Here is a 23,715-nt window from a genome sequence, read left to right as displayed (position 1 = left end):
TCTTATGGTACGGCGAATACACCGCCTGGGGTCGTCTGAAAAAGGACGGGCGGGTCTATCAGAACGTTCACCAGCCGTTCAGACTGCAAAACCAATACTTCGATGAAGAAACCGGGCTGCATTACAACCTGATGCGTTATTACGAGCCTGATACTGGACGTTTCATCAATCAAGATCCAATTGGGTTGTTTGGTGGAGATAATCTATATTCATTTGGTAATCAAGTATTGGATTTTATCGATCCACTTGGTTTAAAAATTTATGGCCATAGAAAAAACGGAACATTTAGGAAAAAACCTGGACCGAAATCCAAGAAGAAAAGCGCGGGTAAAGGGGAGTGTATCCAAAATAAAAAAGATGGTGATGCTCGCGAAGCCTTACATAAAAAGACTTGGATGCCCAATATGGAGCTGACCGTATATTGAGTCAGAAACACTTGAGAAATAAAAAGGGCGAAATTGTCAGCGACCCCTTGACAGGTGAATCTCGCAAACTTGATTTTGTGATTAAGGGAGCTGGTAAAAAAGGTGGTGGACTTGCTCAAGAAATTACTAGCGAGACTGCTTCAAAAAGGAGTCAACTTGCAAAAGAAGAAAGGATTAGAGATGCAGGTGGCGTATATGTCAGAGATGGTAAAAGCTTAGTTCATGTTGACGGAATATCCGAAATTATTCGATTACCTTAGGAGATTATCATGGATATAACACTATTTAATTTTCGGACATTTTGGGAAGCAAATGCTGATGAAGATTATCGTGAAGATACTATCAGAATGTCTATTGCACTTATGACGTTTCTCAAAAACAATAACCTACTTGTTGATATTGACCCATTTAATGAGGATGGCTCTATCAAAGAAGATTTGATCATCCGAAAATCCAATGTAACCGATGAAGGATTCCAATTATTTGTTAAACCAGTAAATAATTGGTGGAATGCTTTGGATAGGGGAACTCCTCCCGAGAAAGTTACTATTTTGGAGAATGGGTTGAAAAAAATTCGTGCTACGAAAAAGTAATTTTATATTTTCAGATGGCCTCGATACCTCTATGAGGCCGTCTGAAATATTTGTTCTTTAAAAATTTCTCATTCACGCACTGGGCAACCTGATCTACCGCCAGCTGCCCAACGGCGAAAACCAATATTACCAATACGATTTAGAAAACCAACTCGTCCGCGCCAAAATCAAAAAGCCCGCCGGCAACACCGAAATCTGGACCTACGCCTACGACCCGTTCGGAAGACGCCTTTCCAAAGAACGCCAAGACAAACTCGCTTGGACGAGCACCGACCCCAAACGCACCCACTTCGTCTGGGACGGAACGCGATTACTTCAGGAGTACACCTACAAAGGCAGCTACACCTATCTCTACACCGACCAAGACAGCTACGAACCGCTGGCGCAAATCTTTGACAACGCCAAAGACGGCAAACAATACCCCGCCTGGGGCCGTCTGAAAAAGGACGAGCGGGTTTACAAGGATGCGCATCAGCCGTTCAGATTGCAGAACCAGTATTATGACGAAGAAACCGGGCTGCATTACAACCTGATGCGCTATTATGAGCCTGAGACGGGGCGGCTTTCAAAAGGTTCAAACACATCGCCTTCAGATGGCTTTGCGCACTCACCTTAATCAGTCCGAAATAGGCTGCCCGGGCATAGCGGAATTTACGGTGCAGCGTACCGAAGCTTTGTTCGACCACATAACGGGTCTTCGACAAATATCGGTTACGCTTCGTTTGCGCCTCCGCCAGCGGACGATTGCGGCAGGCTTTGCGCATAATGCCGTCCAACAACTGATGTTCTTTCAGATGTTGCCGATTTTCCTCACTGTCATAGCCTTTATCGGCATAGACGGTCGTACCTTTGGCAATGCTCTCGGGATGCCGATTTGGTCGCAGTGGAAGTAGTGGATTTCCTGTTTGCTTTCTCCTTCTTCGTTTGTCCAATTGTGTACCTGTGCCAGCGGTTCGTAGGGGTCTTGGTCGGTGTAGAGATAGGTATACCTGCCGTCCGGGTGGACTTCCTGCAGCAAATGGCTGCCGTCCCAAACGAAGCGGGTTTGCTCTTCGAGACGAAAGTCGTCTGAAAAATGTTTTTCAGACGACCTTACAGTTTTGTTGGAATTCAATCCAATCTATAATAAGCTGAACTCAGTTCAACCTACGCTTACTTATTGCTATTCATATATTCGTGAGGCATTCAAAATGTCTGCTAGCATACTCCAATTTAAAGTTTTGTCGTTATATTCTTTCATACCTATATTTTTATAGTATCCATCCATGTCTTCAATCCAATTTTTCATGGCTTCTAAAAAGCTATCTAGTGTATTATTTTCAAAATCTTCTGTATGAATTTCAGTAATGAATTCTTTTAAAAAAACTAGAAAGTCATCTCTATTTTTAATTTCCATAATTTAATCCTCATCGAACCATTAGATTCTTGCCGTTGCCAAGTTTTAAAGTCATTGATTTTCCTTCCGTTTTAGTAGTCATTTTCCACATTTGTTTTTTTACCATACTAGAATTTGCTTCTTGAACAGGAGTGCATTCTATTTTCGCGATTTTAAAAGCAGCCAATCTACGGTGGTCTAAAGTCCATGCTTTGCCACTCTCGTCTTTCCAAATATTAATTCTTAAAATATTAGGATCTAACTTACCAGATTTTAAATCTGCCGCATTTTGTAGAACTGTATAATCCCCTGTTTGATTTTTTGCGCGGCTTTGCATGAAGTGAATATCTTTTGTTGGCATGGTTCCTGGCGGACAGTTTTGGCATTTCCCAGTCAAACCTAATACATCAATCCACCTCTGCATGTTCGGCGCAAACGCATAAAAATTACTCCCCCCAAACAACCCAATCGGATCCTGATTGATGAATCTTCCGCAGTCAGGCTCATAGTACCTGAAGAAGTTGTAATGCAGCCCCGTCTCAAGGTCGCAATACTGGTTTTGCAGGCGGAATGGTTGGTGCGCCGTTCCCGTTACGTTCGTTTCGCTCTTCAGTTTGCCCCAACCGTAATAATCGCCGAACCAAACCAGATTGCCGTCCTTATCGGTCATCTCACGTGGGATGCCGATTTGGTCGCAGTGGAAGTAGTGGATTTGTTGTCTGCTTTCGCCGTCTTCGGTTGTCCAATTGTGTACCTGCGCCAGCGGTTCGTAGGAGTCTTGGTCGGTGTAGAGATAGGTATACCTGCCGTCCGGGTGGACTTCCTGCAAGAGGCGGCTGTTGTCCCAAACGAATCCGGTTTCCTCTTCAAGGTCGTCTGAAACTTCTTCGTTTTTCAGACGGCCTCAAAGGAAGGTTTTGAGGCCGTCTAAAAAGCGGAAACCGTGAGCGTACCGCACGCACCCTACGTCGGGATTGGAGGTTTCATACGAATTGCGGCTTGCTATCGTTATATCTAATGATGCGGAGCAACTTAGTTTTAAAAGGGAACAACATTTGTAAGAAAAACTATGATTTACTAATTTTTTTTTAATAGTTTAGTAATATTTTCTTTTTCGCTTTGATTAATTTCAGAATTGCCTTGATAGTCTAAAAGCATAAAATATAACATATCTAAATAATTACACTTGGCTATTTTTTTATCTAACTCTTTTTTAATATCTAAGATATATTTTAGTCTTTCAGGTTTATTAATTAATAAATATCGAATAATAAATCTTCCTATTTCGCAAGCCACTGAACTTTCATAAAGCTCAGACGCTAAAGTAATGTTATTTATTAATTTAAACCTTTTAGCTTTAGTTATTTGGGAAAAGTCAAGATCTGAACTTTCTAGGGTAATAATAAATTCCCAAAGCCCCCTGTTTTGGATTATTTTTTTATTACTGAGGAGGTGATATATAAAAAAGAATGTGTCGTTATCAATAGTAGGTTGAAATCTTGTGCTATCTAAATTTAGAGAAATATATTCCAAAGCATCTTGTAAATCCTTTTTATTTTCTAATGAGTATAAATATTTAATTATTTCTAGATTGCTCATTGCATTAATTATTTTATAGTTCATTTTCATAGTCTTTATATTTTAAAATTATGGCAATGCTAAACTACCAGCTCCTGCTACGGGGGTGGCAACAAATGATATAGCAACAGCTCTTACAATTTTATACCCTATGTAGATTGCAGCGGCAGTTCCCGCTGCTTTCCCCACAGTTTTCAAATTTTCTTGGGTTTGACTATTAGTCACTGAAGAAGGTGAGGTACATCTACCAGGGGCTGGTGGAGGTAAATCATCGCAATTATCATTTAACCATTGTTTATGTTTTTGCAAAGTTTCTTTAAGTTGTTCAACTAGTTGAATATGTCCTTCAACTGAATCTCTAGGCTTCATACCAGGTTTCTGCTTATATGGTAAATTTCCAGGATTAGCTTTGATTTCTTGATTTCTTTTAATAATATCATTTTCTATATTGCTAATCTTTTTACGTCTAGCAATACAATCAGGATGGTTAAATGCAAATTTATTTTTTAATCCTAATATGTCAAGCCAACCTTGAACATTCGGCGCAAACTGATAAACGTTAAAGCTGCCTTCCAACCCAATTGGATCCTGATTCACAAACCGACCCGCATCAGGTTCGTAATACCTGAGGAAGTTGTAATACAGCGACCTTATTACGGTTTTGTTGGCTCGCCATTAATATGATTCAATCAATTACTTATAATTTCTCAATAAATTCATTATCTCTTTAGATTTTTTTAGGGGCTGTACTAGATTAGCCCTAAATTCCACACCAATCCCGCAGGATTTTAAGCTGTTGAGACAGTGTGCCGAAGTTAAATCGAAATTCGCATTCTTTCAAGAACAGTGGGAAAGATTTGCAATCGATTCCGTTGTATTTTCGCAAGACGCGTTTTGACTGATTCCAAAAATTCTCAATGCCGTTAATGTGGTTCTGACGGTCGGCAAACTCCTTGGAATGGTTGATGCGGTAATGAATAAAACCACATGGCGTGAGGATTTTTGTTACCAATCGGATAAAGACAAATTCAACAACGTACTAAAACGCTGTTTGAAAGTGAGACCTTCACGAGATTTAACAGGTTACTGGCAGAGAAATAAGAAGCCTACGGCAAAATCCGGATTAGAAAGTTTGTGTTTGGAAGCCTCAAACGATAACCAATATTTAGCCGTAGCCTAAATAATTTAAAACAACATAAGGAGCAATGATGGAAACCATGACACACACGCCAATTAATGTGGATTTAAAAAAGATGGATTATGAAACCTGCAAAACCTTTATGCGAGAACTGGCTCAGATGTATTCAAATGTAAAAGATGATGCTTATCTGTTGTTTTATCACAATTTGCGAGACCTTGCGAAAGAGGTCAGTACTTTACCCCGTAATCCATTGATATTTTATGGAGCCTATGAAATCGCTAATAATCAGGTGGTCGTGGCGATATTTGAAATGCAATTTACCGATGAAGTGTTTGAAACCGAAGATGGGAAACCTTATCAGATGCTTTCTATTATTAGTAGTTTTGTAAAAGATAAAATCTATTTACGTTGCCCGACTAAAATTAGAGAACACCTAACCCAACCTGAATACGTTGCTCTCTGCGAACAGGCTTATCCTACAATGATGGAACAAATGTTACTAGAGGAGCAACGGGACAGACTGTTTAGAAGAAAACGGAAAAGTGAGTAATGGAAAAATAAGTAGAATTCTGTAAAATACATTTATAAAAAATAATACCCTTATCGAAATAAGGGCATTTTTGCACGGTTTTGTTTAAATTTTAGTCTTTGTGCAACTGCTACATAATACCGAAAAAAACGACTGCATTTTCGGCTGACGGTTACGTTTTTAATTTCGCCGACGACATCGCGGCTGTTGCGATAGCGAATCCAGCCGATTTTCGGGAGATACAGGCGGTTATTTTTTTGTTCCAGTTTACAGCCTTGCGGAAAACGAAAGCTCTCTTCCAAGCCTTTTTTCTTGAATTTCGGGAAGCCGGAACGCTTTTGAAAGAAGTTTTTGAACGCGCTTTCAAGGTCTTTTAACGACTGCTGCAAAACCTGACTGTGGCAGTCTTTCAACCAGGTTAATTCACGTTTCCATTCGGGCAGCAGATTGGCTATTTTCGTATAACTGAACTTGACACTGTTATCTTGCCCATATTGCTCATTCTGCCAAGCCAACGCCCGATTGAAGACAAAACGGGAACAGCCGCAAAACTGTTTCATTTTGCGGATTTGTTCGCCGTTTGGCATGATTTCGAACTTAAAGGCTTTGCGTATTATCATAGTGGTATGATTATACCTATGGTTTGTGTTTGTGCCTTATATCTCCGCCCTGAAGGACGGAGTTTTACGGCATAGGGCTGATAAAACGGCGGATATAATCAAATATATGTAATGAGATTCCCAAAATCTTGGTAATGATGTATATTAGTTAAGTTAGCTAATCATGAGAAGAGTTATGTTTCAAGCAAATATTCATCAGGCAAAAACCAATTTGAGTCAATTGATTCAAAGAGCAGAAGCAGGGGAAATCGTTATTATTGCGAAGGCAGGTAAGCCTTGCGTCCAACTAACCGGTATTGAAAAACCGGCACGAAATGCAGGAAGGTTGAAAAAATTCAGTCATATGGAAAATACGGATATTTCACGTATTCTTGAGGATGACAATGAAACGGCAGCTTTATTTGAGGAGTCGGCTCTGTGAGAAAGATTCTGCTTGATACCCATGCTTTGCTGTGGTGGTTGTTGGATGACAAGAAACTGGGGACATCTGCACGCAAACTGATAGAAAATCCGAGAAATGTGATCTTTGTCAGTGCAGCAAGTATTTGGGAAATTTCCATCAAGCAGAACAAGGGGTTGTTGAAATTACCGAACGAGTTTTTTGATGTGCTTCAAGAAGAGGATTTTGAAATGCTGCCTATAGGTCTGTTTCATGCAAAACAGGCTGGAAGCCTTCCGGAGATACACAAAGACCCTTTCGATAGGATGTTGATTGCACAAACCCAAGCGGAAGGCTTTGAACTGATGACTGTCGATGAATATATTCCTCAGTATGGAATTAGAGTTGTCAACGCATCAAGCTGACAAATACAAAAACTGTGTACACAAGAAAGACCGCCGAGGCGGTCTTTTCAGTTATTGTCTTCGCTTAAAAGCCAGACTTCCGTCGCGGCCTTTAAATCAGCCATTGTTTAAATCTTACTGTAAAACTGTACAACTGCTAAACTGTAAACACAGAAAGAAGCAATACTAACAGCACAAAACAACAGATATCCAAACTCCATTAAGTGCATTATTCTGACTTTTTTCGTTGCCTGATATATTGATGCTATTTGTGCTGTTCTTATATATGTTGATGCTGGTTACGTCGCGTTTTTCCGGAAAATTCAACCGGTAGGGGACCGATACGCTGTTTCATCTCTTTGCTTAGGGAGAGTAGGGGGTGGATACGACCTTAGTTTTGGTATCCGTAATATCATCATTTTTTTCGTAAAGGTCAATCCCTTGATTTTAAATATTTGCAAGGTAAAAGACTATTATTCGGTTAGAAGGAAACCTATCCAAAGGGAATTCCGCACGGATTTCTTTGCAACCAAGATAACTAAGGTGCTGATAGGGAATATATTTAGTAGGCCCTGAATTGATTGGTTAGCTGCAACGAAGTACGGTAAAATTTCAAAAGTCCTTAAGTAAGGTAGAAAATCATGTCAGCCCTAAGCCGCCTGCTTAATCAGTTCCAAGAATTTTCCCAAACGCAACGGGATAAGGGAACTTCGTTTGAAAATCTAATTATCAAATATTTCCAAACCGAACCTTGTTATCAAAGCAGGTATGTGAAGGTACAGACCTATTGCGATTGGGCAGCCGAAAATATAAAGGATTTGGGTTTTGAGTACAAAAACGATACCGGCATTGATTTGGTGCTGACAGATATAGATGGCAGTTTTCACGCTGTTCAATGTAAAAATTATTCATCAGACCACACGATACAAAAATCTGACATTGACAGTTTCTTTACTGCTTCGGGGAAGACTTGGTTTACGCACCGCTATATTGTCGCAACGACAGACAAGTGGTCAAATAATGCGCGGGAGTCCCTTAATCATCAAATTATTCCAGTTTCTGTAATTAATTTGGCTGATTTGGAAAACAGCAGTATAGACTGGGAACAATTCAATTTTTCTGCCCGGCAGCCTGCCCTTAAATCCAAAAAGGGTTTGCGCCCACATCAACAAAGTGCCTTAAAAAGTGTTGAAACCCGATTTAATGGAGGAGAAACACGCGGTAAGCTGATTATGGCTTGTGGTACGGGTAAAACGTTTACTGCGCTGAAAATCGCTGAAAAAATGGCCGGTAAAGGCAAACGGGTACTCTTCCTAGTACCAAGCTTATCATTATTGAGCCAAACCTTACGCGAATGGAATCAAGACACAGAAACACCATTGATTAACTTTGCTGTTTGTTCCGATAGCGATGTAGGCAAAAAACACAATGAAGATAGTGTCCTAGCCAATCTTAGCGATTTACAGTTTCCGGCAACAACCAATGCCAAAAGCCTTGCAAACGCAGTACACGTGGTAGAGCGGAAAAATAAACAGCAAACCATGACTGTTGTTTATTCCACTTATCATTCCATTGATGTGATTCACCAAGCTCAATCACAACATAATCTGCCCGAGTTTGACTTAATCATTTGCGATGAAGCACACCGCACTACCGGCGCAACGTTTGATGGAGAAGACGAATCCGCTTTTGTCCGCATACACGATGCCGATTACATCAAAGGTGCAAAACGGCTGTATATGACGGCTACCCCGCGCATCTATGGAGAAACCGCCAAAAATACAGACGGCGTGGTTTTGTATTCTATGGACGACGAAACCCATTACGGCAAAGATTTTTTTGTCCTGACATTTTCCCAAGCAGTTTCAGACGGTCTATTGGTCGATTACAAAGTCATTGTCTTAGCCATCGAAGAAAGTCACATCCAACGCCGCATCCAAAATCTGCTCACCGACGGCAATAACGAGCTCAAAGTCGATGATGCCGCCAAAATTGTCGGCTGCTGGAAAGCACTTTCAAAATACGGCTTAACCAGTGAAGAAGGTGCGCTGTACAATCCAATGCGGCGTGCCGTTTCCTTCTGCCAAGTCATTGAAAAAGAATACAAAGGCAGCAAACACAAAGTCAGCTCAAAACTGATTGCCGAAATGTTCCAGGCCGTGATTGAAGAGTACCAGCAGGCAGAATGTACTGCCTTGCTCAAACAGAATCCCGATTTGAAACTGCCGCCGCAACTAACAATGACCTGCCAAGCCGAACATGTGGACGGCGGTATGAACGCAGGTGAAAAAGAAAGCAGGCTGCAATGGCTAAAAGCACCCGAAGGGCTACCCGAAAATACCTGCCGCATCCTATCCAATGTCCGCTGCCTATCTGAAGGCGTGGACGTACCTGCGCTAGATGCCGTGTTATTCCTTACTCCTCGCAACTCCCAAGTTGATGTCGTGCAGTCAGTCGGCCGCGTCATGCGCCGTGCCGAAGGCAAACAACAGGGCTACGTTATCCTTCCCGTCGTTATCCCCGCAGGTGTTGAAGCCGAAGATGCATTAGACAAAAATGAAAACTACCGAGTTGTCTGGCAGGTACTCAATGCACTACGTGCACACGATGACCGCTTTGACGCGATGATTAACAAATTGGAGTTCAACGGCAAAGACACCCAGAAAATGGAAGTTATTGCCATTGCCGACAAAATCGCCCCGAAAATCAAACGCAGCAGCAAAAAAGACCAAACATTGCACGAAGCCAAGGCTAGTTACGGCATAGGCAGCCCTGCCGCGCCCACACCCGTACAAGAAACCCTCCAATTCGAAATCGGCGAAATCGAACGCGCCCTCTACGCCAAAATCGTCAAAAAATGCGGCAACCGCCACCATTGGGAAGACTGGGCGGGCGACATCGCCAAAATCGCCCGCACCCATATTGACAGCATCAATGCTATTCTAGAAAACCCTGCCAACGAAGCCGAACGCACCGCCTTTGAAGCCTTTGCCGCAGAACTGCGCGATGACCTCAACAACGCTGTCAGCGACGAAGAAATCGTCGAAATGCTGGCGCAGCACATGATTACCAAACCCGTGTTCGACGCACTGTTTTCCGATTACAGCTTCGCCGAGCACAACCCCATGAGCCGTGCCATGCAGGAAGTGCTGGATTTATTGCAGCAGAAAAACCTCCACAAAGAGCGCAATACCCTGCAATCCTTCTACGACTCCGTCCACCTGCGTGCCAGCGGCATCGAAACCGCCGAAGGCAAACAAAAAATCGTCGTGGAACTCTACGACAAATTCTTCCGCAACGCGTTCCCGCGTATAACCGAACGGCTCGGCATCGTTTACACGCCCGTCGAAGTCGTCGATTTCATTATCAAAAGCGTGGAAGACGTCTTACAGCGCGAATTCAAAAGCAGCCTGCAAGACAAAGGCGTGCATATCCTCGACCCCTTCACCGGCACAGGTACCTTCATCATCCGCCTACTGCAAAGCGGCATCATCCCACGCGACAGGCTGTCTGAAAAATACAAAAGCGAAATCCACGCCAACGAAATCGTCCTGCTCGCCTACTACATCGCCGCCATCAACATCGAATCTGCCTACCACGGCATACTGGCAGGCAACATTGACGGCAATGTTTCAGACGACGTCCCCTACGTTCCCTTTGAAGGTATCTGCCTGACCGATACCTTCCAAATGTACGAGAAAGGCGACATGCTCAACGAAATGCTGGTGGACAACAGCGCACGCCGCAAACGGCAGAAAGCCTTGGACATCCGTGTCATTATCGGAAATCCGCCCTATTCCGCAGGGCAGGAATCCGCCAACGACAATAATGCCAACATCGAATATCCGCATCTTGACGCACGCATCCGAGAAACCTATGCCGAACACTCCGCCGCCACCAATAAAAACGCTCTTTACGACAGCTACATCCGCGCTATTCGCTGGGCATCCGACCGCATCGGTCAGCAGGGCGTTATCGGCTTCGTAACCAATGCAGGCTGGGTGGAAGCCAATACCGCAGACGGATTGCGCAAATGTTTGGCAGAAGAATTTTCCAGTCTGTATATCTTCCACCTGCGCGGTAACGCCCGCACATCGGGCGAACGCCGCCGCAAAGAAAAAGACAACGTTTTCGGACAAGGCACACGAACCCCGATTGCCATCTCCATCCTCGTCAAAAACCCGCAGTCCGAAAAACGGGGACAGATTTACTTCCACGACATCGGCGACTACCTGACCCGCGAACAAAAGCTGGAAAACATCGCCGAGCTCGGCAGCATCAACGGCATTGCCGAACGGCAGGGTTGGCAGGAAATCGTCCCCGACGAATTTAACGACTGGCTCAACCAGCGCGACCCGAATTTTGATAATTACATCAGCTTGGGGGATAAGAAGGATAAAAATGCGTTGGTGGTATTTGAGAATTATTCGAGAGGTGCAGAAACAGGGCGAGATGCTTGGTGCTACAACTTTTCAGACGACCTTTTGCGTCTGAATATCCAGAGCATGATTGGTTTTTATAACAATGAAGTAACACGTTTTCAAACAGCCTATGAAAGGCTATCTGAAAACCAAAAAATACAGATTGATGATTTTATCAATACGGATGATACCAAAATCAGCTGGACTTCAAGTTTGAAAGCAAATTTAGAACGTGGGATTTTACTAGAATTTGATGAAACAAAAATTGTTGATAGTTTATATCGACCATATTCCAAACAAAGGACATATTTCAATGGAGGATTAACCCATCGTGTCGGGCAGTTACAACATATGTTTCCTGTTAATCTGGCAACTAATCAGATGATGTATTTAAGTGGCAGTGGAAATTCAGGAAAAGATTTTTCGGCTTTAATAACCAATGTGATACCGGACCTGAATATGCAACATTCGGGCGGGCAAGGCTTTCCGAAAGATTTGTATGAATTTTCAGATGGCGTAGAAACAGCCGAACGAACGAACGAACGAACGAACGAACGAACGAACGAACGAACGAACGAACGAACGAACGAACGAACGAAATTATACACCACGAAGTACCGTCCAATATCGCCATCTGCCTCACCACGACTGGCGGCAAGGGCTTCTCTGTGCTTATCACCGACCAAATCCCCGATTTACACCTTATCGGCGACGCACAGTGCTTCCCGATGTTCCTCTACGAAACGGAGGAAGCGTAATGGAAAATCAAGACCTGTTCACTGCTGAAATACCGTCTGAAAAGCAGCCTGCACAGAAAAAGCTCGTCCGCCGCTCCGCCATCACCGACGGTGCGCTTGCCCATTTCCAAGAGCCGTATGCCGAAAAAATCAGCAAAGAAGACATCTTCTATTACATCTACGGCTTGTTGCACAGCGAAGAATACCGCGAACGTTACGCCGACAATTTAAGCAAACAGCTCCCGCGCATCCCACGCATGAAAACCTACGCTGATTTTGCCGCATTTAGCAAAGCGGGGCGTGATTTGGCGGCACTGCACTTGAACTACGAAACCGTACCGATGTATCAAGACGTAAAATTTTCAGGCAGCCTGCAAGGTTTGAAACTTGCCCCGCAGCAAATCATCGGCGGCGCAGACGAAGACTTCCGTGTGGTCAAAATGAAATTTGCCAAAAAAGACGATAAAACCAAAATCGTCTACAACGGCAAAATTACCGTAGAAAACATTCCCGAAGCCGCCTACGATTACATCGTAAACGGCAAATCCGCCGTCGAATGGGTGATGGAACGCCAAGCCGTAACCACCGACAAAAAATCCGGCATCACAAATGATGCCAACGACTGGGCGGCAGATACCATGCACAATCCGCGTTATCCGTTAGAATTGTTGCTTAGAGTGATCAACGTGAGCATAAAAACACAAGAGATAGTGAATAATCTGCCGGCTTTAGACATTCAATGATGATGAAAAAAGACCGCTTCTGAACTGCACCTCTTAAAGTCGGTAAGGTGTCCAACTTTTGGGGTGCAGTTCATTCCAGCGGTCTTTTTTTGCCTGCCGGTTTTGAATCATCCTCCGTATGTATTCCCTTTCAGCCTTTGCGTTTTTTTTTGTTATCGCAATACCGATTTGGTCAATAAATTGAAGGTTGAGAGTAAGAAACACGATTTGATGTGCTGTGTTTAATAAATCAAAGCAAGATTTGTCAAATGTTACGAGTACAGTTGGTGCTAGTAGTGAAGAAGAGGTTCTACTGGATAATTTACTGATTTCCTGTTTGATAGACAATGGTTATAAATTTGAGTAGTTCCGTCTTATCCTACGGTTGCATAATGCGACCGTTTTTTTACAGTATTGACTTGCCATATATATTTTCTGATAAAATGATTTTGTTACAAAATCAAATTAGGCAAAATAAATGGATGAACTTTCGAAGAAGCGCGGCGGACGCAGGGAAGGGGCTGGTCGAAAAAGTAAATCCGGCGAAGCAACGGCAGTAAAGCGTATTCCAATATCTCTGATACCTACCGTTGATGCAATGATTGCTTCTACAGCCATTCCTCAAGGTAGTCTTATACCCATCAATCGGACAACACTGAAAGTCCCTTATACTCTCGAGAAAATCCCCGCCGGATTCCCATCGCCGGCGGAGCCGTATATTGCCGATTATCTTGATTTCAACGAATATCTCATTGCCAACCCATCTGCTACCTTTGCAGCCCGTTCCGGCGGCTATTCCATGCTAGACGCTGGGATTAGCAAAGACGATATTATGATTATTGACCGATCCAAAACGCTGAAACATGGCGATATTGTGATGGCGGGTGTTGGTAATGAGTTCACAATTAAAAGGCTATATAAAATATCAGGACGCAAACCGGAACTTCATTCAGAAAACTCTTCCGGCGAGTACCCTGACTTTATACCTAATGACAGTGATACCTGGACAGTCGTTGGTGTTGTTACCTTTGTTATCAAAGATGTTCGTCAGGGAAGCTAAGATGTTTGCCCTTATTGATGGGAACAGCTTTTACTGTTCTTGTGAAAGAGTTTTCAGACCGGAATTGAAGAATATCCCAGTCGTTGTCCTGTCAAACAACGACGGCTGTGTGGTTGCCCGTTCTGCTGAAGCAAAGGCACTCGGCGTCAAGATGGGCGAACAGTATTTCAAAGTAAGACATTTAGTGGGACAAGGCCGTCTGAAAGCTTATTCGAGCAACTACGAACTCTATGCAGACCTGTCCCGGAGGATGATGGAAACTATCGCCGGGTGTGTGCCGGCAGTTGAAGTCTATTCTATTGATGAATGTTTCGCAGATATGACCGGCATTGAAAATCTTGCTGTACATGGACATCAAATTCGCAGCCGTGTTTTACAATGGGTTGGCATACCAACTTGCGTTGGCATAGCGCCGACTAAGACACTGGCCAAGTTTTGTAACCATCTCGCCAAACGTTATCCTGATTACTTTGGTGGAGTGGTGGTTTGGGATAATTGGAATGAAACTATCCGTCTTCGTGCCTTGCGCAGCCAAAGAGTAGATGAAATTTGGGGGATAGGTAGACGGACTGCCGATAAACTATCTGAACAAGGGATACGAACAGCATTAGACTTCGTAGAAGCGGATACAGCCACCATACGCCGACGGTATGGTGTAATAGTGGAGCGGACGCAAAGAGAGATGCAGGGTATTGTTTGTGACGGATTACATCCCAATGCACAACCGAGACAAAACCTTGTTCGTAGTCGAAGTTTTGGAAAGCGTATCGGAACATTAGAGGCATTGCAGGCGGCTGTTACGCATCATGTCAGTTCAGGGGCTGAAGCATTGCGTAAGGATGGTTTAACTGCTTCCGCCGTTTCTGTATTCTTACATACAGATTTTTTTCGTGAGGATTCGCCACAATACCACAACAGCCTAGCCCAGAATTTGATTGTATCAACCGCTGATACAGTGCATTTGAACCGAATAGCACAACGACTGCTGGCAAATATTTATCGCAGTGGATACCTCTATAAAAAATGCGGAATTGAATTATATGATTTGAAACCAGCTATTCAAATGCAGGCAGACTTATGGGAACCGACAAAAGCCAATCCTGCCATGGAGGCATGGGATAAAATCAACCGTCAGCACGGTAGAGGCCATATGAAATTGGCCTCAGAATTACTGGCCGATGACTGGAAAATGAACAGAGATAGATTAAGCTTGTGCTATACCACACGGTTCGCGGATTTGCTCGTAGTCTAAGGATATGATTTCCCCAAAACATCCACAAAATATGTGGATAATATTCCATAGAAAAAAGTCATCTGAAGTTCAGACGACCTTTTTTAACTCATCAATACAGCCTTCCTGCTTCGGTATGATTATTCTGTTTTAATAAACCAAAATCTTTTTGACCTATTTCATCTTCATTCTTATTAGGGAATAGAGGAGAACTTAGGTAGTTTTTAGCCAAACTAATGATGTGATTTACTTGTCGAATGTTGGTAGTCATAAACCCAATAGGGAATGTTACAGGATAAGAAGATAGTTTTGCGTGATAACAAACCACAGCAAATATATCTTCTAGAAATAGAATTTCAGTATTTCCATCTAAGAAGCCTTCACAGAATCCATAAAGTACTTTATCTGATGTATCTTTAAAATGATTTAGCCATTCTTGTTTTTCATGACGATTTCGTTTAGAAGGCAAAGGTAGGTACAGACGGAAATCATAGCCATTTTGTTGTTCATTTATTAAATTTTGAATTTTTTCATGAACTTTCTGTTGCTTTCCCCAGTAAATATCACTTGGCGCAAACCAATAAATTTTTTTAGATTGTTTTTTATCCAGTTTATTCAAAACTTGATTTATTTCTTTGAATAGATTTTCTTGATGATAAATTTGCCCTAAAAAATACAAACCATTTTGTTGCTCATACTCCTGATAAACCTTTAGAAATTCAGTAAAATCCAATTTTCCGCCAAACAGCACTTTCAAAGTATCGTCATCACCAATTTCTTCCATACTGTTACGCAGTTCACGCAAATTATCATGATGACCAAATCGCTCTAGTTGTGCAGTAATGGCTTGCTGAATATTTTCTTGATGAGTAATTGTCGGTACATCATTACGTTCTTTAGCTTCACCTGTTTCAGGCAATAACTCAAATTGTTGTGTGAAACGGAAATAATCAGGTGCACCTTTGGGTTCAATAGCATCAATTTTATACAAAGAAATATCTTTCTCATCTAAATTGATGATATCGTCTTCCATTAGCTGCCGAAAGCGATTTTGAAATGTTTTTCGTGCAATTTCGCTACTTTCTGATAATACCTTCGGTTCGATGACTAACTCAATGGCTTGCTGGCGATTTTTATCATAATTATCTTTTTTCAAAAAATTGTTATTTAATAATTCCATACGATATTCACCACCACATTCTTTTAAAGTAGGTATGTGAGGAGAGTCTTGGCTGTCTTGAAACAGTCTCTGCCCTTCTGCCGATAATGCAATCAAGCCATTATCCTGCCAAACAATCCATTTATGTTGTTCCAAATCAGCAACGGCAACTTCTGTTTCGTGTTGGTTAAATCCGAAATATTGAGCAATTTGTGCAGGTTTACATGGTGTTACTTTTAATAAGCGAAGCAAATACTCGCGCACAAATGCCACGCCTTTATCACTCATATAGGAAAAGACAATGAGAAAACGCGGAGCCTTAACCACAAAATCAATTTGATTGTAAGTTATGTTTTGTTTACTCATTTTTTCGCTCCGTTTTTCAATATCTTAATTGCATAATCTTGCGGATTATTTTGCTTTTGTATAAAACGTAAAACTTTTGCCAATGGCGTTTTGCTGTTTTTCGGCTGCTCCCAAACGGTTTTTGCTCCAACGATAATAAGTTTATCCATAGCTCGAGATAGAGCTACGTTAATACGGTTTGGCAAATGTAAAAAGCCTGTGCTGTATGTTTTGTCATAGCGTGTCAGCGACAAGATAATCACGCGGTTTTCTTTACCTTGATAACTATCTACACTATCAATTTTAACTAAGCGGCGGAATTCGTCATTCCAACTGCGCTCATTGAATTTTTTACGAATCAGTTTCTTCTGTTCGCCGTACATGCAAATTACACCAATGGCTTGTTCATTTTTCTCTAAGCATTTTTGTACAGGTTCACTATTCATAAACGTTTCATCGTTTGCCAAGTCTTGTAATATCCCAATAATTACATCGGCTTCAGCACGGTTGGATAAACTACCACTTTTGCCTTGTTCATGATACGCATTTGGTAATGAAGTTGTATCTAACCATGTTACGCAGGATTTTATCTTTTCAGGTAGCTTGGAATAAATATTAGGCACATCATTGTTAGTTTTACCGTTTTCCAAAACATTTTCATAAAAACATGCTGATACTAAACTGCCAATCGCAGGAGCCATGCGGTATTGTGTTTTGAGTGTGGCGCAAGTTTGCTTTCCATATTCGGATAGGAAAACGCGTTCAAAATCACTACCTAATGCTTGGTCTAATTCCTCACCGCGCTTGGAAATCCCTAATCGGCGGGCAAGTGCGTTTTTATGTTCTTCTGAATACAAAGGCGGTAGTTGTTTATGGTCACCTACAAGCAAAATACGCGTACCAGACTGCATGGCAATCGCCAATTCACTGGAAATAGAACGTGCGGCTTCGTCCACAATCACCCAGTCATAAAGATTGTCTGCAATACCGATATGGCGTTGTCCGATACCTACGCAAGTACCAATCACAAGCTGACGGGAACGAGCCAAAAATTCATCATAATTGGTGCGTTCGTTGGATAGGGCTTCCAGCATATCCTGAGTTAAACCAATCAATTTACCTGCTTGGATATTTTCAATCGGCTGAATATTATGTTTGTGATCCAATTCACTGATAAATTTCGGTAGAATCTCATCAATTTCAACCAATTCACGAAGCCCCATTGCTTGAGCTTGTTCTTTAATGCTTTTTTCTAATTTTTTGTGTAAGCGTTTTTCATCTTCATCAACGGTTTGATCTTTTGATGATTTAACAATTTTTTGATAACGACGAATTTGCACGCCAATATCAAACGCTAATTCGGTACGTTTGCGCAAATAGTCTTCAGGCAGCCCCATGCTACGTCCAAGCTGGCAAATATTGCTAATCTTGTTCACATTTAACTGTGCCCGTTTTTGTCCGACTAAATTGGGTGAAAACACATCTTCTAATATTTCGGAATCGGCAATTTCACGATTACTGAAGCGCACCAGTTGCAAATCTGTTCCCAAACGCTGACAGTGTTTACGGATACGTTCGGCAGCAGTATTGACTGCTTCATGTGATTGGCTGACCAGTAGAATATTTCGAACCTTTTGCACATCAAATAAATAATGTACAAATGCAGCAATAAATTCTGTTTTCCCTGTTCCCGGCGGACCTTGTAATAAGGATAATGGTCCATTGGCAATCAAACGTTGAAAGGCAATACGTTGTGCTTCATTCAGACTTACATTTTTTTCAGGCTGGTCATAGCGTTTAAATTCTTCATTGCTGATATGAATATCATATTTTTCAGACGGTAAGACGCAATGTTCATCAAAATAATCAGTCAAGTTTTTAATCGTACTTTCACCGTCTAAAATACGTTGTAATGCGTTTTTACGGCGAGTGTAAGACGCTTTGTTCTGTTTACTTTGCAAATAAATTGGCGTATCTGCTTGAATATTACTTGCTGAATTACGTAAACTTTTGGGCTTAAGGTGTAATTCATTCAACTGGCTTTGCACAATATCTACTTCGCCATATTTAAAGGTTTTTTCTCCATCTTCACTTTTTCCAATAGCCTCAACAACTTCATCCCGTTTGAATTGATCTAGTGGACTGATTTCACCGTCATAGGGAATATAACAGACACCATTTTCTTTTTTTTGCAATGCTTCGCTGGCAGAAATAGAAGGTAAAGCTTCGGTTTCAGTATCTAAAATTGCCTGCCAAAGTTTTTGAATACTAGGACGTTGTTCGATAACTGTTTCTTCTGCAATAATATCAAAAGGTTCGGCTTCAAAGTTCTCGTTATTTTCAGCTTGTTCTTTTTCAGGCTGTTTGAAAAAGTGCTCTTGGACAAATTGAATAATAGAGTTCTTAAACTCTGTACTATCCGAAATGAAATCATTAAGTTTATCTAAGTTACTATAATTGCTATGTGTGATTTTCAAACCTATTCGCAAGCTACATTTGCTATCATCACGATCATTTCGGGTAATATGATTACGTTCAAATGGAGATAATCCATGCCGGAATCGTTGTTCAGCAATAGCATAAAAAGCAGTAAACTTCCCACCTAAACCAATAAATGTAATGTCTATTTCTTCATTCGGATATTTTTGACTTTCTTTAAATTGAACAAATAATTCACCATTTTCAGGGTAAATTTCAATAGGTAAAAACGACTCACGCCCGCCCACTGTGATATCAATCATTGGTGTAGCCGGTTTGGGATTGAGTGCCTCTTTAAAACGTGCCAATGAAATAAACGCAGTTTGGGTGTCTGAATATTCTTGCTGCACGGCTTTGGAAATATAAGCAAAACTTTCAGACGGCCTATTCCATTCAACACCCAATAATTCGCACGCCATTTTCATCACGGCAAAATTATCGCGTTGTTTCTCTGTTGGATAGTCAAATTCCGGCGAATATCCGGTATTGAAATGACTTTTCCCGTTTGGAGAGAAATCCAATATATCTAGAATATGTAGCTGAGCAGAGTCATCATCGGTCGTTACTAATACATTGTCAGGTTTCAAATCACCATGTGTGAAACCTAGACTGTGTAAATGTTCAATGCTTTGAATAAATTGATGGATAAGAGTCTGTTTTTGTTTATCCGATAAATCAAGTTTGCAAATATCTTGCCAAGTATGCCCGTCAATAAAATCACTTACTGCAAAAAGGCAGCCTGATTTTTTGGCAATACCGAATTCTCGGATTTTCGGTAAATAATCAGGCGACAGATTTGCCAGTTTTGCCATATTTTCCAACCAATTCAAAACCACTCTGGCTTTTGAATTATCGGTTTGCGGGTCTGTATTCAGCCATGCTTTAACCAACAAACCATTGGAACAGTAAACTTCTTTTTCACTGGTTTCTAAAATAAAATCATTATCTTCACGATAGGCGCGGGAATAGTTGATGTCATGTGTGAACGGCTCTAATTTTGTAAAATCAAAAGAAAAATCTACCGCTTGCTCAGGTTTGGTTTGATTAAATTTATCTAAAAAATCCACCGCACTTTTAAAAGGTTTATCAGACAATGCCTCACGCAAAATTTTGGCATACCATGTGGTTTCATCCGCTAATTTATTTTTCATTTCATCAAGACTAACCGGTGAAATGCGTTTTGCCTGAATGATATGCCATCCCAAAACAGCCAAAGAACGTACATCATATTGGTATGATGTGAGTTTGATGCCGTCTGAAAGTGGAAAGTGAGATTTTGCCAAATCGCCGGAGACTTCCAAAATCTCACGAATGTCGCCAACCGTTTCTTCAGATGAAAAATAAGCGGTAGCAAACCCTGATAGCGTAATTTTGTCATCTGCCGAGAGCCAAATGCTGTGATTACCCAAATCACGATGAGCAATACCGATTTTGTGTAACTGGGCAAATTTATCCAACAATAATTGCACCAATCCCAAACGGCGTTCTGTGCTTAGATTTTCGCCAATGTATCCGCCGACAAATTGGTCAAAACGTTTTTGCTGTGGGAATAACTCAAATAAATCAATATGTTCCGCAGTGATTTCGCCTTTTTGCGGGGTAGATTTGTAATTCAAGCAAGCGTGATACAAGTCTTTATTTTGTAATTTAATATGGTTCAATACATCGTATTCACGGCTGACTAGGCGATAACGCCCGTCAGGTGTTTGAGCTTCGGGACAGTTGATTTTAGTGAAATCCCAACGGCGCAATAAGGCTTGATCTTGGTGCTTTTTGTTTTCGGTTTGAGCTAGATATTCTTGATAAATGTCTTTAGGGTGGGAGAAAATAGCGTTGTCTTCTGCGTAATATCCACCAATACTGATACTTTTAGTTTCGTTTTTATTGGTACAAAAAATTTCATCAAAAATAGAAAAATTCTTATTTAAAGTACAATTATCAGGATATTTGGTGTATGTACCAAATTGCGCGGTGAATTTTTGATTATCAGCCAACTTTAAAAAATCCTCTAAGCTAATAACATTCATTTTTTCCTTGTCAGATAATCTACTAAAATCCGAATTTCCTGTCATAACAACCAAAAATTCAATTTTTGGAATAGGGAATCTTTCCGTAGAATTGGCAAACTGTCCACGAAATTGTTCTAATTTATTTTTTAACAGGAACATCTTTTTTCGGGTAATTTCAACGGGTGAATGCCCCATATCTTTTTTCCCTTTATACCAACGTAGTCCATTATTGGTAATAGGTTCACCATTCCAATGTTTCAACTCAATAATCAACACATTGCAATGGGTAACAATAACCAAATCAAATTCACCTTCTTTACGTTCTTTTATATCCACGAAGCGAAAGCCCGAGTATCCTTTCCAAGGGAAAATGGATTTCAAGGATTTTAATGCGTCAAATCCCTGTCCTTTTACTTTCTTGTTATCTTCAGAAGCTTGAAAAGCCTGTTTGATTTTTTCAATGGCCTCAACCTCATGTTGAGTTAAACCGCCGCCCCAATCTTGTACTTCCATCATATTGACCTTTTTTTAGGTAAGTAATCAAATTAAAACAACAATCTGTCATTCTACCGAATTTTTTATACTTTAACGGCATTCAAGTTGAAAATTGGATCTCATTACGATATACCCTGAATGTGCTTACTACACTAAGTAACAAATGGTATGAGGGTTCTCAATTATGGTCAATCTACAATCATGGTAAAAACGGCTGCCTAAGCAGCCGTTGGTTTTAAATCAATCATCTTGATCGAGTAGTTTTTTCAGTTTTGACAAAGGTTCAGTAACAGGAAACGTGTATCCAATAAATTCATTGAATTGTCCTATTAAATCCATCTCGTAGAGAGTGCCTGTCCAATCATTGAAAAACTCCAAGTAAAAAGTCAAAAACGACGAATAGGGCGTTAAAACCAATCTTTCATATCTCAACTTGCCTTCGAATCCTTCAGAACCCACATAACAACGTATTGCAAGATGATGAAGCTTGTTAGGGTTTTCAGCAAGAATCCTGACGGCGTTTTCTGTGTAGCTTGCATAGTATCACTAATTCGCATAATACACATTATGTTAAATTTTATATTTTACTGAAGCCTGTAATACCCGAGCAAATCCGGTTGAACGGTACACTCCAGTAACGCCAAAACATTCTCTCAATTCCCCTCCACCCACCGCATCAACAGTGGGCTTTTTATACCTTATCCGAAATGCCTAGCCTAAGCAGGCAGATTTCATCGCCATCCTGTCCGTATGTCAATAGCATATCAGGTCTTATATGGCATTCCCGATAGCCGTAATAGTTGCCGGTAAGGCTATGGTCTTTGTACTTCTCAGGTATCGGCTCGCCGTTTATCAGGCAGCCTGCAACGGTTATCCAGTCGTTGCCTAGCAAAATTTGCCACTGCTTTTTTGCATCTCTTTTGAACTGGTTGGCTGGAACAAGCTCATTCTTCAAACTCCTAAATGCAATGCACAGAGCTGACGAAACTGGAATTGCAGTGCAGCAGGAAAAACCAGATTTTAAAACCGAGCTTGCCGACATACAAATAAGCAGCCTGCCCGACAGTATGCTGTACCGACTGGAAAACCTGCGTATTGCCCAAGAGTATTACCAAGCCAGACTGGAGCATTTTCGGCGGGAAGAAAAATGAGCCGGGTACGCGACAAAATCCGCGAGTACGCCGAGAAAAACGGGATGTCCGAACAGGATGTCATCGCCGGCATCAACAAAGATACTGACATGAATCTGTCCGAAATCTCACAGGTTTTCAACGAAGCCTATGAAAACTCGCCTGCGGCCAAAACAGCCAAAGAAAAAATGGATCATGCCCTGAACGATTGGAAAGACAGCTATTTGTCTCTGACGGAAGATTTCGGCTATGGCGATACCGATAACAGAGACTACCGCCGTGCATTCGGACAATATGAAAACAGCTGTGAGGATATGGAAGAAGCGACTGCCTCGGTGACGAAGACCCTAGGAGAAGATGCAAACCATTTCGAACAGCTTCCTCCGAGACGGTCGAAGTATCAGACTCACTCCCCTTCCCTTGGTTGACATCCTCCCCCGCCTTTAGGCGGGGGATTCCTACTGCGGTCGGCGGTGTTCTGCCAACCCGCTTTGGCGGGTTCGTGCTGCTGACAACCTTACCGCATTGTTCACTTCACACGCGCTGCGGACATGTCCTGCCCTGATTTGACTGCTTATTGCGCCGCCAAGATTTCCTGACCGCATCGTAATATATTTATCGCCCCAACCACATCCGCATTTTCTGTATAGCCGCATCCTACGCATTCAAAATCAGCCTGCGTTTGGCGGTTTTCCTTTGCGGTATAACCGCAACAAGGACAGGTTCTACTTGTATTTTGCGGCGGAACAGCCACTAAAAAACCGCCTAGCCATTGCGTTTTATAGTCCAACTGCCGTTTGAACTTGAACCAAGATTGGTCTAGTATCGACCGGTTCAAACCTGATTTCTGTTTCACATTCTTGCCGTGTTCTTCCGCTGTGCCT

21 protein-coding genes and 5 pseudogenes are annotated in these 23,715 nt (G+C 41.7%); 14 read left to right on the top strand and 12 right to left on the bottom strand.

Translation table 11 applies throughout. The annotated features are described in order from the left end of the window. The 4 genes and pseudogenes from KEM39_RS08455 to KEM39_RS08440 all read left to right on the top strand — a co-directional run. A partial coding sequence (locus tag KEM39_RS08455) for an RHS repeat-associated core domain-containing protein (protein WP_211709826.1) occupies positions 1–425 on the top strand: 425 nt, incomplete at its 5' end. Continuing rightward, positions 422–685: a hypothetical protein gene (locus KEM39_RS08450; protein WP_211709825.1), complete on the top strand. Its 264-nt coding sequence runs from the start codon at positions 422–424 to the stop codon at positions 683–685. The genes KEM39_RS08455 and KEM39_RS08450, both read left to right, overlap by 4 nt. Before the next feature lie 9 nt (positions 686–694). Then, positions 695–1,018 carry a DNA polymerase III gene (locus KEM39_RS08445; protein ID WP_211709824.1) on the top strand — a complete coding sequence of 108 codons (324 nt, stop codon included), beginning with the start codon at positions 695–697 and terminating at the stop codon, positions 1,016–1,018. A gap of 61 nt (positions 1,019–1,079) precedes the next feature. After that, a pseudogene (locus tag KEM39_RS08440) lies at positions 1,080–1,580 on the top strand (RHS repeat domain-containing protein); the annotation flags it as partial. On the opposite strand, the pseudogene KEM39_RS08435 reads toward KEM39_RS08440, so the two are convergent. The 7 genes and pseudogenes from KEM39_RS08435 to KEM39_RS08405 all read right to left on the bottom strand — a co-directional run. Continuing rightward, positions 1,498–1,881, bottom strand: a pseudogene (locus KEM39_RS08435) (transposase); the annotation flags it as partial. The pseudogenes KEM39_RS08440 and KEM39_RS08435 sit on opposite strands and share 83 nt — an antisense overlap. Then, entirely contained in the window at positions 1,809–2,132 is a 324-nt protein-coding gene (locus KEM39_RS11610) for a hypothetical protein (protein WP_249182683.1), read from the bottom strand. The gene KEM39_RS11610 and the pseudogene KEM39_RS08435, both read right to left, overlap by 73 nt. Positions 2,133–2,180: 48 nt before the next feature. After that, on the bottom strand, positions 2,181–2,414 hold the full coding sequence (locus tag KEM39_RS08425) for a DUF7660 family protein (RefSeq protein ID WP_033629684.1): 234 nt from the start codon (positions 2,412–2,414) through the stop codon (positions 2,181–2,183). A gap of 370 nt (positions 2,415–2,784) precedes the next feature. Further along, positions 2,785–3,297: pseudogene (locus KEM39_RS08420) on the bottom strand (RHS repeat-associated core domain-containing protein); the annotation flags it as partial. Positions 3,298–3,470: 173 nt separating this feature from the next. After that, positions 3,471–4,016, bottom strand: coding sequence for a hypothetical protein (locus tag KEM39_RS08415; protein WP_211709823.1), 546 nt, complete (start codon positions 4,014–4,016; stop codon positions 3,471–3,473). A 24-nt stretch (positions 4,017–4,040) separates the two neighbouring features. Further along, complete coding sequence (locus KEM39_RS08410) at positions 4,041–4,616, bottom strand: RHS repeat-associated core domain-containing protein (protein ID WP_249182687.1); 576 nt, start codon at positions 4,614–4,616, stop codon at positions 4,041–4,043. A gap of 115 nt (positions 4,617–4,731) precedes the next feature. After that, positions 4,732–4,953 (bottom strand): annotated as a pseudogene (locus KEM39_RS08405) (transposase); the annotation flags it as partial. Between the two features lie 226 nt (positions 4,954–5,179). Between KEM39_RS08405 and KEM39_RS08400 the strand changes: the two are divergent. After that, the gene (locus KEM39_RS08400) at positions 5,180–5,662 is read left to right on the top strand and encodes a hypothetical protein (RefSeq protein ID WP_211709822.1); all 483 of its coding nucleotides are present in this window, start codon (positions 5,180–5,182) and stop codon (positions 5,660–5,662) included. A 50-nt stretch (positions 5,663–5,712) separates the two neighbouring features. On the opposite strand, the gene KEM39_RS08395 is transcribed toward KEM39_RS08400, so the two are convergent. Next, on the bottom strand, positions 5,713–6,261 hold the full coding sequence (locus tag KEM39_RS08395) for an RNA-guided endonuclease TnpB family protein (protein ID WP_249182682.1): 549 nt from the start codon (positions 6,259–6,261) through the stop codon (positions 5,713–5,715). 175 nt (positions 6,262–6,436) lie between these two features. Between KEM39_RS08395 and KEM39_RS08390 the strand changes: the two genes are divergently transcribed. From KEM39_RS08390 to KEM39_RS08365, 7 genes and pseudogenes are all read left to right on the top strand, one after another. Beyond that, a complete protein-coding gene (locus tag KEM39_RS08390; protein WP_013448610.1) occupies positions 6,437–6,682 on the top strand; it encodes a type II toxin-antitoxin system Phd/YefM family antitoxin in 246 nt (81 codons plus the stop codon). Beyond that, on the top strand, positions 6,679–7,065 hold the full coding sequence (locus KEM39_RS08385; RefSeq protein ID WP_211709821.1) for a type II toxin-antitoxin system VapC family toxin: 387 nt from the start codon (positions 6,679–6,681) through the stop codon (positions 7,063–7,065). The genes KEM39_RS08390 and KEM39_RS08385 overlap by 4 nt, the downstream gene beginning before the upstream one ends. Before the next feature lie 620 nt (positions 7,066–7,685). Then, positions 7,686–11,984: pseudogene (locus KEM39_RS08380) on the top strand (DEAD/DEAH box helicase); the annotation flags it as partial. Then, positions 11,969–12,223 (top strand): type ISP restriction/modification enzyme, encoded by a 255-nt coding sequence (locus KEM39_RS12050; protein WP_418030113.1) that lies wholly within the window; start codon positions 11,969–11,971, stop codon positions 12,221–12,223. The pseudogene KEM39_RS08380 and the gene KEM39_RS12050, both read left to right, overlap by 16 nt. Continuing rightward, complete coding sequence (locus tag KEM39_RS08375; RefSeq protein ID WP_418030108.1) at positions 12,223–12,945, top strand: type ISP restriction/modification enzyme; 723 nt, start codon at positions 12,223–12,225, stop codon at positions 12,943–12,945. The genes KEM39_RS12050 and KEM39_RS08375 overlap by 1 nt, the downstream gene beginning before the upstream one ends. A gap of 457 nt (positions 12,946–13,402) precedes the next feature. Beyond that, a complete protein-coding gene (locus tag KEM39_RS08370; protein WP_211709818.1) occupies positions 13,403–13,984 on the top strand; it encodes a translesion error-prone DNA polymerase V autoproteolytic subunit in 582 nt (193 codons plus the stop codon). 1 nt (position 13,985) lies between these two features. Continuing rightward, complete coding sequence (locus KEM39_RS08365; RefSeq protein WP_211709817.1) at positions 13,986–15,236, top strand: Y-family DNA polymerase; 1,251 nt, start codon at positions 13,986–13,988, stop codon at positions 15,234–15,236. Positions 15,237–15,327: 91 nt separating this feature from the next. Here the strand turns inward: KEM39_RS08365 and KEM39_RS08360 are convergent, their stop codons facing one another. The 3 genes from KEM39_RS08360 to KEM39_RS08350 form a co-directional block, all read right to left on the bottom strand. Then, positions 15,328–16,740, bottom strand: coding sequence for a hypothetical protein (locus tag KEM39_RS08360; RefSeq protein ID WP_211709816.1), 1,413 nt, complete (start codon positions 16,738–16,740; stop codon positions 15,328–15,330). Next, positions 16,737–21,722: an AAA domain-containing protein gene (locus KEM39_RS08355; protein ID WP_249182680.1), complete on the bottom strand. Its 4,986-nt coding sequence runs from the start codon at positions 21,720–21,722 to the stop codon at positions 16,737–16,739. The genes KEM39_RS08360 and KEM39_RS08355 overlap by 4 nt, the downstream gene beginning before the upstream one ends. Positions 21,723–22,392: 670 nt before the next feature. Then, a complete protein-coding gene (locus tag KEM39_RS08350; protein WP_249182678.1) occupies positions 22,393–22,743 on the bottom strand; it encodes a type II toxin-antitoxin system YafQ family toxin in 351 nt (116 codons plus the stop codon). Here KEM39_RS08350 and KEM39_RS08345 point away from each other — a divergent pair. Both KEM39_RS08345 and KEM39_RS08340 read left to right on the top strand, forming a co-directional pair. Continuing rightward, complete coding sequence (locus KEM39_RS08345; RefSeq protein WP_211709814.1) at positions 22,700–22,852, top strand: hypothetical protein; 153 nt, start codon at positions 22,700–22,702, stop codon at positions 22,850–22,852. The two genes, KEM39_RS08350 and KEM39_RS08345, sit on opposite strands and share 44 nt — an antisense overlap. Then, positions 22,849–23,259, top strand: a complete 411-nt coding sequence (locus KEM39_RS08340) for a hypothetical protein (protein ID WP_211709813.1) — start codon at positions 22,849–22,851, stop codon at positions 23,257–23,259. The genes KEM39_RS08345 and KEM39_RS08340 overlap by 4 nt, the downstream gene beginning before the upstream one ends. 146 nt (positions 23,260–23,405) lie before the next feature. Here the strand turns inward: KEM39_RS08340 and KEM39_RS08335 are convergent. Then, a partial coding sequence (locus KEM39_RS08335; protein WP_211709812.1) for a zinc ribbon domain-containing protein occupies positions 23,406–23,715 on the bottom strand: 310 nt, incomplete at its 5' end.

The sequence above is a fragment of the Neisseria sp. Marseille-Q1983 genome (genome assembly GCF_018224585.1).
GTDB lineage: Bacteria > Pseudomonadota > Gammaproteobacteria > Burkholderiales > Neisseriaceae > Neisseria > Neisseria polysaccharea.
The sequence above is the reverse complement of the archived record's forward strand: the minus strand, read 5'-3'. Positions and strand labels throughout refer to the sequence as shown.